Source organism: Acetobacter tropicalis, from assembly GCF_001580915.1.
GTDB lineage: Bacteria > Pseudomonadota > Alphaproteobacteria > Acetobacterales > Acetobacteraceae > Acetobacter > Acetobacter tropicalis.
In genome coordinates this window covers 1-11,325 of sequence record NZ_LHZQ01000151.1, presented here as the reverse complement: position 1 = coordinate 11,325, position 11,325 = coordinate 1, and the positions used below count along the sequence as shown (strand labels likewise).

General features: G+C 51.9%; 9 protein-coding genes and 1 riboswitch. Of the genes, 7 read left to right on the top strand and 2 right to left on the bottom strand.

What is annotated here, in order from left to right:
• Positions 1 to 142: precorrin-6A/cobalt-precorrin-6A reductase (locus AD944_RS02325; protein ID WP_282956213.1), on the bottom strand; the 142-nt coding region annotated here is incomplete at its 3' end.
• Position 143: 1 nt separating this feature from the next.
• Here AD944_RS02325 and AD944_RS02320 point away from each other — a divergent pair.
• The 7 genes from AD944_RS02320 to AD944_RS02290 all read left to right on the top strand — a co-directional run bounded on the left by AD944_RS02320 (position 144) and on the right by AD944_RS02290 (position 9,583).
• Positions 144 to 1,337 carry a bifunctional cobalt-precorrin-7 (C(5))-methyltransferase/cobalt-precorrin-6B (C(15))-methyltransferase gene (locus AD944_RS02320; RefSeq protein WP_045543529.1) on the top strand — a complete coding sequence of 398 codons (1,194 nt, stop codon included), beginning with the start codon at positions 144 to 146 and terminating at the stop codon, positions 1,335 to 1,337.
• Positions 1,334 to 1,741 carry a cobalamin biosynthesis protein gene (locus AD944_RS02315; protein ID WP_045543530.1) on the top strand — a complete coding sequence of 136 codons (408 nt, stop codon included), beginning with the start codon at positions 1,334 to 1,336 and terminating at the stop codon, positions 1,739 to 1,741. The genes AD944_RS02320 and AD944_RS02315 overlap by 4 nt, the downstream gene beginning before the upstream one ends.
• Positions 1,738 to 2,532 carry a precorrin-4 C(11)-methyltransferase gene (gene cobM, locus AD944_RS02310; protein ID WP_045543531.1) on the top strand — a complete coding sequence of 265 codons (795 nt, stop codon included), beginning with the start codon at positions 1,738 to 1,740 and terminating at the stop codon, positions 2,530 to 2,532. The genes AD944_RS02315 and cobM overlap by 4 nt, the downstream gene beginning before the upstream one ends.
• Entirely contained in the window at positions 2,529 to 3,854 is a 1,326-nt protein-coding gene (locus AD944_RS02305) for a cobyrinate a,c-diamide synthase (protein ID WP_045543532.1), read from the top strand. Before cobM ends, AD944_RS02305 begins: the two co-directional genes overlap by 4 nt.
• 175 nt (positions 3,855 to 4,029) lie before the next feature.
• On the top strand, positions 4,030 to 4,788 hold the full coding sequence (cobF, locus tag AD944_RS02300) for a precorrin-6A synthase (deacetylating) (protein ID WP_045543533.1): 759 nt from the start codon (positions 4,030 to 4,032) through the stop codon (positions 4,786 to 4,788).
• A gap of 237 nt (positions 4,789 to 5,025) precedes the next feature.
• A riboswitch (cobalamin riboswitch) is annotated at positions 5,026 to 5,258 on the top strand.
• Between the two features lie 285 nt (positions 5,259 to 5,543).
• On the top strand, positions 5,544 to 7,835 hold the full coding sequence (locus AD944_RS02295) for a TonB-dependent receptor (RefSeq protein ID WP_236709324.1): 2,292 nt from the start codon (positions 5,544 to 5,546) through the stop codon (positions 7,833 to 7,835).
• 257 nt (positions 7,836 to 8,092) lie between these two features.
• A complete protein-coding gene (locus AD944_RS02290) occupies positions 8,093 to 9,583 on the top strand; it encodes a carbohydrate porin (protein ID WP_307723413.1) in 1,491 nt (496 codons plus the stop codon).
• A gap of 30 nt (positions 9,584 to 9,613) precedes the next feature.
• Here the strand turns inward: AD944_RS02290 and AD944_RS02285 are convergent.
• Positions 9,614 to 11,325 (bottom strand): bifunctional sugar phosphate isomerase/epimerase/4-hydroxyphenylpyruvate dioxygenase family protein (locus AD944_RS02285; RefSeq protein WP_156477243.1); only part of this gene is annotated, 1,712 nt, incomplete at its 5' end.

The window sequence follows — 11,325 nt, the reverse complement described above, 5'->3', positions numbered from 1 at the left end:
CACCAATGCGGACAGGCAGCGGTTGTTGGCGCGGCGAGGCAGTTCTCCCCGCGTAGGAAAAAATGGCGTCCATGTCTGCATCAGCAAGAATACGGGCCATCTGGCTGGCTTCAGTCGTGCCGCCAAGCAACAGGACGCGCATCATGGTTAACTCCCGTGTGGAACCTTGGCTTGTCATCATCGGTCTTGGTGAAGACGGGATGGCAGGTTTATCCGCTGCGCGCCAGAGTGAACTAGCCAATGCAGAAATCATTTTTGGTGGCCCGCGCCATCTGGCTCTGGCGGATGCCGGAGAACGTGGCCGCCCCTGGCCCATCCCCTTTTCCGTGGAGCCGGTTCTGGCCGCCCGGGGCCGCAAAGTGGTTGTTCTAGCGTCGGGAGATCCATTCTGGTTTGGTGCAGGCTCCCTTCTTGCAGCCAGCCTGGGACCAGAGGAATGGATTGCCCGCCCTGCTCCGTCCACATTTTCACTGGCTGCTAACCGACTTGGTTGGCGCTTGGAGCATGCCGCCTGCATGGCGTTGCACGCGGCTCCTTTTGAACGGTTACAACCCGTTCTGCATAACAAGCAGCGCGTCATCTGTCTGCTACGTGATGCCGCGTCAGCGGGTTCTCTGGCTGGCTGGCTGAGTCGTCGGGGGTTCGGGGCCTCAACGCTCTATGTCATGGAGGCACTGGGTGGGCCGCGTGAACGTATTCGTTCTGTCGTTGCAGAACAGTTTGCCTATACGGATATTATGGCTCCCGTTGCTGTGGCCATTGCCGTCTCTGGCTCGGCTGGTCTTAGTCATGCCTCTGGCCTGCCAGATACCGTCTTTCGTCATGATGGCCAGATTACCAAACGCCCCGTGCGGGCGCTTACTCTTTCCGCTCTAGCTCCTCGGCCCGACGAACTTCTGTGGGATATCGGGGCCGGCTCAGGTTCCATCTCGCTGGAATGGTGTCTCGCGGGGGGGCGCGCCATTGCTGTGGAAGCCCGTACGGAGCGTATAGCCAATATTCAGGCCAATGCCCGCGCGTTCGGTTTAGAACCTCGCATGGAGATTGTAGAAGGCCAAGCGCCAGATGCCTTGGAGGGGTTGCCTGCACCTGATGCTGTCTTCATTGGCGGGGGCGGCAGTGCCGCCTTGCTGGATTATGTGTGGGATACGCTCTCTCCCGGTACGCGCATTGTGGCAAACAGCGTGACACTTGAAACAGAAACATTACTGGCCACCTGGTATGGGCAGAAAGGGGGAGACCTTCTGCGGATCGAACTGGCAAGTGCTGCTCCATTAGGGACCATGCGTGGCTGGGTTCCGGCCCGTCCAATTGTACAATGGAGTGTGACCCGATGAAGGTTGCAGGGTTCGGATTTCGCCGTGCAGCATCCCTCGCCTCATTGCGGTGTGCGTTGGCGGCGGCGGGAGGTGCTCAGGGTATTGGCATTCTGGCCACACTGGCACCCAAGATATGCTCTCCAGCCTTTATGGCGCTGGCTGAAGAACTTGGCCTCCCCATCTGTCCGATAGGGGCTGATATGCTGCCATCTCTCACAACTCCAACCGTCTCAGACCGTATCATGCGTCGTTTCGGAACGGGAAGTATTGCAGAAGCAACGGCACTCGCCGCAGCAGGGCAAGGAGCAAGCCTGCTGGTGTCTCGTGTTCTCTCCTCAGACGGTATGGCAACAGCAGCTATTGCTGAACGGACTGTGCCAGATACGGCCAAAAACGTGACACAGAAGGATATAACGGCATGACTGTTCACTTTATTGGTGCCGGACCGGGTGCTCCTGACCTGATAACCCTGCGTGGGCGAGATTTGATAGCGGCCTGTCCAGTCTGCCTCTATGCAGGCTCCCTGGTTCCAGAGGCGCTGCTTGAATACTGCCCTCCTGATGCCAGGATTATTAACACGGCCCCCCTCTCTCTAGATGAGATTATCACGGAAATTGAGTCCGCTCATGCTGCTGGTCAGGATGTCGCTCGTCTCCACTCGGGTGATCTGTCGGTGTGGTCCGCCATGGGGGAGCAGCTCCGCCGGCTTTGTGCTCTTGATATCCCATACGATGTAACCCCGGGCGTTCCTTCCTTTGCTGCCGCTGCCGCGGCATTGGGAACGGAGCTGACTTTGCCGGGTATCGTGCAGTCTGTTGTGCTGACACGCACTTCCGGGCGCGCCACATCCATGCCGGCCGCCGAAAATCTTGCAGCCTTCGCGGCAACAGGCGCAACACTTGCTATTCATTTATCCATCCACGTGCTGGACCGCGTGGTGGCGGAGCTTTCTCCCCATTACGGGCCTGACTGTCCTGTCGCCATTGTCTGGCGAGCCAGTTGGCCAGATGAGCGGATTGTCCGTGCTACTCTGGCTACGCTTGCAGGGGCTCTGGCCAATGACCTTGCTCATGAGCTTGAGCGTACGGCCCTAATTCTGGTTGGCCGCTCGCTTGGTGCCACGGATTTTGAGACAAGCCGGTTGTACGCTGCGGATTATGATCGTCGCTTCCGTCCTCTCGGAACGGCCCCACGCTTTCCTGAGGCCACATGACGCCAGATCAGACAAACTGCCCAGGAGTGATTATTTCCGCGCCAGCTTCTGGCGCGGGCAAAACAATGGTGACACTCGGGCTGCTTGCCGCATTGAAGGCGCGAGGGCTGAGTGTCCAACCGTTCAAAAATGGGCCGGACTATATAGACCCCGCTTTTCATACTGCTGCGTCTGGCCGTGTCTCCCTCAATCTCGATAGTTGGGCCATGTGTAAGGACCGGATTAGTGGCCTGATCGGTGCGCGGACAGACGCTGATCTGATGGTTGCTGAAGGCTCCATGGGGTTATTTGATGGCGTGGCATCGGCTGGAGAAGCTGGCAACGGTGCCAGTGCGGATCTTGCAGCCTTAACGGGATGGCCTGTTCTTCTGGTGCTGGATGTTTCCGGACAGGCTCAATCTGCTGCGGCTATCGCGCATGGTTTCGCTCAATTCTCTCCTCATATCAGGCTGGCCGGGGTCATTCTCAACCGTGTTGCCAGCCCACGGCATGAGGCCTTGATCCGTCTTGGCATGGCTCATATCGGGCTACCAGTGGTTGGCGCACTCCCCCGGCAGGGCGCTGTTACCCTGCCTGAGCGGCATCTGGGCTTGGTACAGGCTGAAGAACAGCCTCACCTTTCCACTTTGCTGGACAAGCTAGGGGCGTTTATTGCTGCACATGTGGATCTGGATCAGATTCTGGCGCTTGCAAGTAGTGATTATAATACCCACGCCAAGTCGCTTACTGTATCGCCTCCGGGCCAGCGTATTGCACTGGCGCGAGATGCAGCCTTTTCCTTTATCTATCCGCATTTGTTTGAAGGCTGGCGGGCCATGGGGGCCGAAATTGTCCCCTTTTCTCCCCTTGCTAATGAAGCACCAGCCCCGAGCGCCGATGTCTGCTGGCTTCCCGGTGGTTATCCTGAACTTCATGCGGAAACTCTGGCGGCTGCCGGTCATTTCCGCGAAAAACTCCAGAATTTTGCTCTAACGCGGCCCGTTCATGGAGAATGCGGCGGCTACATGGCTATGGGCGCAGGTCTGGTTGATTCGCAAGGAACGCATCATCAAATGGCAGGTCTGCTTGGTCTGGAAACCTCTTTTGCCAAACGGCGTATGCATTTGGGCTATCGGCTGGCCACTCTGGCGGCTCCAATTCCCGGCTATAATGCGGGGCAACGCCTGCGCGGGCATGAATTCCATTATGCCACCATTACAAATCAACCAGATGATATGCTTGCCATGACAGTTGATGCTAACGGCACCCAAGTCTCTGAAGCAGGCTCACGCCGGGGCTTGGCAACAGGCACGTTTTTTCATCTCATTGCACCGGCAACATGATCCACTCCGGTCTTGAGAGAACAACTCTCGCCAAAGGGCGACCGCGGGAGAAGCAAGGGCGGTTTTATGCCGGTGGCATCTTCCTGCAAACTGCCATTCTTGCGGAGAGGGTAAACGTCACACCTTGCTCCGTATTACAGCCCGTATATCCAGTTTATTCCTACGGAAACATTACATGATTGATCTGGTTCTTGTCGGAATCGGGACAGGAAATCCTGACCATTTGACACTACAGGCTGTGCGCGAACTCAACGCGGCCGACCTCATTCTTATTCCCCGCAAGGAACAGAATAAGGCTGATCTGGCTGATCTACGCCAAACTCTCTGCAAACAGATTCTTACAAATCCTGCTTGCCGGATTGCAGAATTTGATATGCCGCGCCGCAATACAGCGGATCCAGATTACCGCCATGGTGTTGTGCAATGGCATAGTGCTATTGCACGAGTATGGCAGGAAACTATTTGTACACACCTGCCGCAAGGTGGAACGGTTGCACTGCTCGTATGGGGAGATCCCGCACTATATGACAGCACCTTGCGCATTGCAGCACGTTTGGAACCAGCCCCACAAATCCGCAGTATCCCGGGGATTATGTCCCTGAATATGCTGGCAGCAGCGCATACCATCGCGCTTAACGATATAGGCGCACCCTTTACAGTCACAACCGGCCGCCAGTTACGTGATCATGGTTGGCCAAAGGGCAGCAATACAGTCATTGTCATGTTGGATGGAGACTGTTCGTTCCAATCTATTCCTGCAAAGGATATCACTATCTATTGGGGAGCATATGTGGGCATGCCGGAACAGATACTACTCTCCGGTCCCTTGACGGAAATTGGCCCAGAAATCATCACAACCCGCGCTCAAGCCCGAGCTTGCCACGGGTGGATCATGGATATCTATCTGCTGCGCCGTTCAGAGGCAAAACAATAAAAAACGGTAAAGCAGTAAAGAATGTAAAACAAGAAGAATTGTCTATCTTTAATGGGAGAATAGAATCTTTCCTAATTTCTAATGTTACTTACAGCCCACGCCGAATAGGCATAGAGACAAAAGCCTGAAAATATCTACAAAATAGAGTTACCCCTAGGCTACTGATGTCCGAATACAGTAGAAAAATACTCTATTTCCCTCTATGAGTGTATTGAAATCACGCCAACGTCCTGCTTATAAGGGCATATAGTCGATGGTTCCGTGCAAACGGATGAAAAGGGAATGCTGTATGCTTCGGCTGGACGCTGGTCCGGAAGCTAGTCTGCAACTGCCCCCGCAACTGTTGGCGGTGAGAGTCTGTTTATTATGTTTCCTTGCAGGAACAGGTCACTGGTACATTTGGACCGGGAAGGCCAAACAGATTTCTGTGATCCGCGAGTCAGGAGACCTGCCATCGTCGTGATAAGCCCGGATGCCGGTCGGGGATGGCTGGTTTCCTGAGAGAGAAACCATGACGGCCCGAATTCCCTTCCTCATCCTTCTCCCTGCATGCAGCATGCCTCATAGAAAAGCGCTTGATGGCCTAAGATAGCGCCCTATCAGCAGCCTTCTTTTCTCGTCCGCCTTCTATAGGCCGCGTTCTTCTGCGCCCCCCTGCCTCGCTGCTTAAACTTGTTTATAGTTTCCCGCAGTCGGGCAGTACACAGACGCACATTTAGAAGACCGTTGTGCCTCTGTCGCACTGCAGGATCACCATGACCGCTCGCCTCCAACTCTCTTTTTTTTCTGCGCCAGCAGGCCATATTATACGTTACAAGCGGCATTTTTTTGTCACGGCCATGCTTTCTACTGGCTTCACGTTTTGTTCCCTCCCCACAATGGCCGCAGGCTCCCCACTGGCAGTACCCACCACGCAAAAAACAAAACATTCCCGCCCTTCCCTCAAGTCCTCAACGCCGAGCGTAACGGGTAAGGCAAAAAACTCGCCTGCCGCACAAGGCGCGCAGAATGTTTCTGTCAAGGAAGGAGCGCCAGAAACAATTCAGGTAACAGCATCCCGGCGCGATTTGCTGGGCCGTGCTGGCACCGCGAGCGAAGGCTCTTTGACTGCACGCGAAATCCAGCTTCGCCCCGTCTATCGTGTTGGTCAAATTCTGGAAGCTGTGCCGGGGCTGGTAGTGACATCCCACTCTGGCGAGGGAAAAGCCAATCAGTTCCTGTTGCGTGGTTTCAATTTGGACCACGGAACAGACCTTGCCTCATTTATTGATGATATGCCGGTCAACGGCGTCAGCAATGCCCATGGTCAGGGCTACACAGATCTCAACTTTCTGATCCCGGAAGTGCTTGCGGGGGTCGATTATACAAAAGGCCCCTTTCATGCAGATATTGGTGATTTTGGTGTTGCCGGATCGGACCATATGAAGCTGGCTGATGATATTCCACGCCAGATCAGCCTGAGCGCAGGCACTATGGGCGACTATCGGGCTTATATCGGCAGCACAACCCATTTTTCCAATACGGGCCGTTGGGTGAATGCGTTTAACATTTCCCACTCGGATGGTCCGTGGAAATATCCGGATAACGCCCGCAGTATCCGTGCACTTTCACGTTATACTTATGGAAGCGCCAAAAATGGTTTTGATCTGACAGGCATGTTCTATCGCGGCCAGTGGCGCGCAACAAACGATCAACCTCTGGATGCCTACCATGAAGGACTAATCGGTCGCTATGGGTCTCTTGACCCAACCGATGGAGGGTTTTCTGAGCGCTATAGCCTCTCTGGCCATTACCATCTGGCCCGGGATAACTGGAAATGGGTGACAAGTGCTTTTGCTGTCCATGACCGTCTGACTTTGTGGAACAATTTCACTCATTATCTGGATGATCCTGTTAACGGAGATCAGCAACAACAGGATGAAACCCGCACAACTGTAGGGGGCAGCAGTGTCTATACCCGGCAGGATCATGTCGGCCTGGTCCGCACGGAAACACGGATTGGCGTACAGGGGCGGTATGATATTCTGTATGTCGACCGTCGCCATACGCGGCAGCGCGTGACACTAGCAAACTGTCCTTCCAGCCTTGAGGCAACAATTCCCTATACGTGCAATGCCGATAATATTAATCTGGGTTCAGTCGGTCTGTTTGTGCAAAATACAACGCACTGGCTACCTTGGCTGAGAATGATCGTTGGTCTGCGTGAAGACTATCAGGGGGGAACGGATGAAAATCTTGTCGATAATAGCCTGACACAAAAGCATCAGTGGCTGTTTCAGCCCAAAGGCAGTCTTGTTTTTGGGCCATGGAAAAAAACAGAATTATACCTAAGCGGAGGACGTGGATTTCACTCCAATGATTTTCGCTCCGTGTCGGGCTCCTATACGTCTGATGAATTTACAAAAGGCTCTGTTAAAGTTCCGCTCATGACATCTGCTGTCAGTGGAGAAGTTGGGGTTCGGACCACGCCATTTTCTCACCTGCATCTTCAGGCAGCAGCATTCATTATCGATTTTGACTCTGAACTCAGTTATGATGGTGACGCGGGCGTTACCTCTCCCGGCCCAGCCAGTCGCCGCCAAGGGGTGGAATTCTCGGCACAGTACAATCCATTTACCTGGCTTGAATTCAATACCGATCTCTCATTCGCCAAAGCCCGCTACCGGGGTCACAACCTTTCCAGTTACGGTATTGATGGAGCATATGTTACCAATGCCCCAAACTTTGTATGGTCTTTTGGTGTTATGGTCGATCGTGGGCCTTGGTATGGCGGTCTCCAGGTCAGGTGGCTGGGTGGATATCCCCTGATAGAGGACAATAGCTTACGCTCCAGCGGATATCAGGAAGTCAACATGAATCTTGGTTATCGTTTCAATAAAAAAATAAAACTGGAAGCCAGCGTCTTCAACGTTTTCAATACCCGGGCCTATGCGGCACAATATGCGTACGACTATCGGTTGACCCCCACGGCTGCCGTACAAACAGGCGCAACGGGGCATCCTTTGGAGCCAATTTCAGCTCGTCTGGCTGTAACGGCTGATTTTTAAGGCCGCTGCACAGCCTTTGCATTCAACCAGTTCGAAGTGTGCGGGGATAGTTAAAGAGTGTAGTCGTTCGCCTTTGATGCACTGAAAAGCTTTGCTCTCATGCATATACCAAGAGCATGCGGAGCAAGCACTTACCAGAACGACGCCTCCTCAAGAGTGAGAGGCTGGTCCGGAATAAGGTAAAGCAGCCCATTCTGTGGTCGGCTTGGGCCTTTCCCCTGCCATTCTTCTCAATGACATGATAGTTGTGTCTATGTGTGTCAGGAGGAGATTCTAAAAACGTGGGGGCATCTTCTATCCGGGCCACCCGTTGCGCCATTCTTATTCTTACTGTGGGGGCTTGTCTCAGTAGAGAACATCGAGCCTGTGCCGCCAGTGTGCCTCTAGCAACTGATATTCTGCCATCTGGGGTTCCCCTTCCCGTCCCCGCTCCCGGTTTTGTTCAGCCTCCCGAGGATTCAAGCACCGAATTACTCGGCAATGCAGGCGGTGCAAGAGATTGGCTCACGCGGCAAGGCGTAAGAGTAACCATTCAAGATGTTGAGGAACTATGGGGTCTTGTTTCGGGAGGGCTACATCCTGGTCCAACATATGATGGCATGACAGCCGTTGCAGTTGCATTGAATACCCAACAGGCGTTCGGTTGGCAGGGCGGCCTCCTGAACGTAAGCGCCTTACAAATTCGTGGCCGGTCCCTTACCAACGAACGTCTCGGTGCGTTGAATGCCGTTAGCGGCTATGATGTGGGACGTTCCACCCGTCTTTTCGAGCTCTGGTATGGGCAAAGCTTATTTCACAACCATCTGGACATCCGGGTCGGCTCCATTGACCTTGATACAGAATTCCTGGTTAGCCAAAATGCGTCCTTTTTTATGAATGCCAGTTTTGGCTGGCCTCTTTCCACCTCAAGCAATCTGTATTCAGGTGGCCCATCGTGGCCTTTTTCTGCGGTGGGTGCGCGTGTCAAATGGACCCCTGCCTATCCAGTGGTGTTAATGGGCGCAATTACTGACGATAATCCCACACGCGGCCCCTTCTACAGCAACGTTAGCCCAACCGTGCGTGACCCCACAGGAACATTGTTCTCAACAAGTGGAGGAACGCTTTTCATGGGTGAAGCCCAGCTCTGGCTAGATATGGCCAAACGATTAGGCGGAAAGGATGCTCCAGCCCTACCAGGAACGTGGAAAGTTGGCGGATTATATGATACCGGTCGTTTCCCCGATCAAAGATATGATAACCAGGGCAACCTGTTGGCGAGTTCAAACAGCACAGGGGTGCCACGTTATCATCGCGGCAACTGGATGGCCTATGCCCTGATTGACCAGATGATCTGGAGTAAAGAAAAAGAATCTGGAAAGACAATTAATCTTTTCGTAAGAACGACAGTCAGTAATGGTGACCGAAACCGTTTCTGCCTTGAAGTACAAAGCGGCTTTACTTTTGATGAACTTCTCCCCGGACGCCCTGATGATACAATTGGCATCGCCTGGGGAGCCAGTATCTACGGACGTGAAGCCAATCGGAATGCACATGACGCGGTGCGGCTGGGTACGAGTGTACCGTATCAGCTAAGGCCGGAACACCATATTGAACTGACCTACCAAGCGGCGGTTACTCCGTATCTTATTCTTCAGCCAGATTTCCAGTATTTCCTGAATGTTGGCGGTGTCAATCGTGATCCGGATACCGGCCGCTCTGCTCGTAATAGTGTTGTAACAGGGCTCAACATGACAACAACATTCTGAATATAGAAAACATGGTTGATTAGAAACAGATCAGATATGTTCTGAATACTGTTTCTCTCCTGCCCGACGTTGAGCCGTCAAACGAACTTGGGTATTGGCCGCACCATATCCTTTATATTCTCCCACACGTTGAACAATCTCAAAAAAGAACATCCGATCAATCGCGCGCGAAAATATTTGGAAAAACTCTCCACCATCAGAATCTCGGTCATAAAGAATATTACCGTCGGACAATTCTATAATGAATGCGTCTGTCAAACCAAATCTAGCCTGAATGTCATCATAATAATTTTTATTTATTTCTAGAATAGGAAGGCCAGTCTTGCGCATACGTTTTGAAAACGCAAAAATATCGTCCGTGCCCAGAGCAATATGCTGATAACCTGCTCCAAGAAATTTCTTCTCAAAACGGGAAGCTAGGGTTCTTGCTCCTAAAGAGCCATTGAGTGTTAGACGAAAATTCTTATTTTTACTTTCCAAAGCTTGACTCTGCACGACCCCGCCGGGATCAATCAGGTCCACTTCCTGGCAGACTTTAAGGTCAAAAAGAGACGTCCAATACAAAACCCAAGAAAGAAACTCATCATAACCAACAATAGATGCTACATGATCAAAAGAGGTTATTGATCCTTTTATTTCTGGTTTAATTTTTTGTGTAATCTCAAACTCTTTCTCCCATAATTCCGTGTAAACGTCCTCATCAAGAAAATAAACAAGACTCCCACCAACACTCCGTATCGCGTTGATTGAGCGACCAGACAAACTGTCTGATAAATTTTCCGCAACTGCCATACCTAAATGATGAGCCCGTTCAAGTGCTGCCTTACGATCCTTTACGTATAGCCCTATTGCACACAAAGCATCTCCATGTATCAGACTGAAACTGCCAGAAAAGGAATAAGATTCTCTGTTTATAATAATAAAAATATCGTTTTGTGATCGCCAAAGAGCGACATCACGTATCTTATGATTCCCAATGTGTTCAAACCCAATCATATCCAATATTTTTCCTAATTCTTCCCCTTTTCCAGGTGGAACAGAAAACTCTATAAATTTGATGGCAGGATCAGAACGATCAGGTAGGTGAGTTTCCTCCCCCACAAGATAGTGCGCATCATCCCGGACTGTCACAAGAGAGCGTTTTCCATCAATTGCAACGGTTTTGGAAAAACCAGAACGAAACCGATCATTGAAAATTTCTAAAGATAAAGGCCCGCTGTAACCAATCTTTATTAACGCTGCGACCCACTCTGTCACGGGCAGTCCACCTTGAAATGGCATGCAGCGGAAATGGCGGCTCCACTGAAGGATATCCATATTCATTAAAGGAGCATCAGCAATCTGGGCCAGAAAGATCTTGGCAGGATCAATATCCATTATGGAAGAAATAGGAATATGACGAGACAAAGAATGAAAACTGTCCAGAATAATACCAACAGATGGTAGATCGACAGCACTCACAATAGCAGCCACATCTCTGTGATCATTAATATAACGTCCCCATGCTAATCCTTCATAACCTATGCGCAAGCCTCTCGATGCAGCACGTTCTCCTAGTTCTCTAAAGTCATCAATGATGCGCCCCTCATCTCCTTCGGCGTCTTGCATAGTGCTGGAGCACACGAGCAAAAGATCTGTGCCCATTTCTTGCATAAGATCAAATTTGCGTTCAGCACGATCGAAAACTCTTTTGCGCGCATCCCCTGGTAATCCCCCCATTTTTAGTGGGGCATTGAATGAGA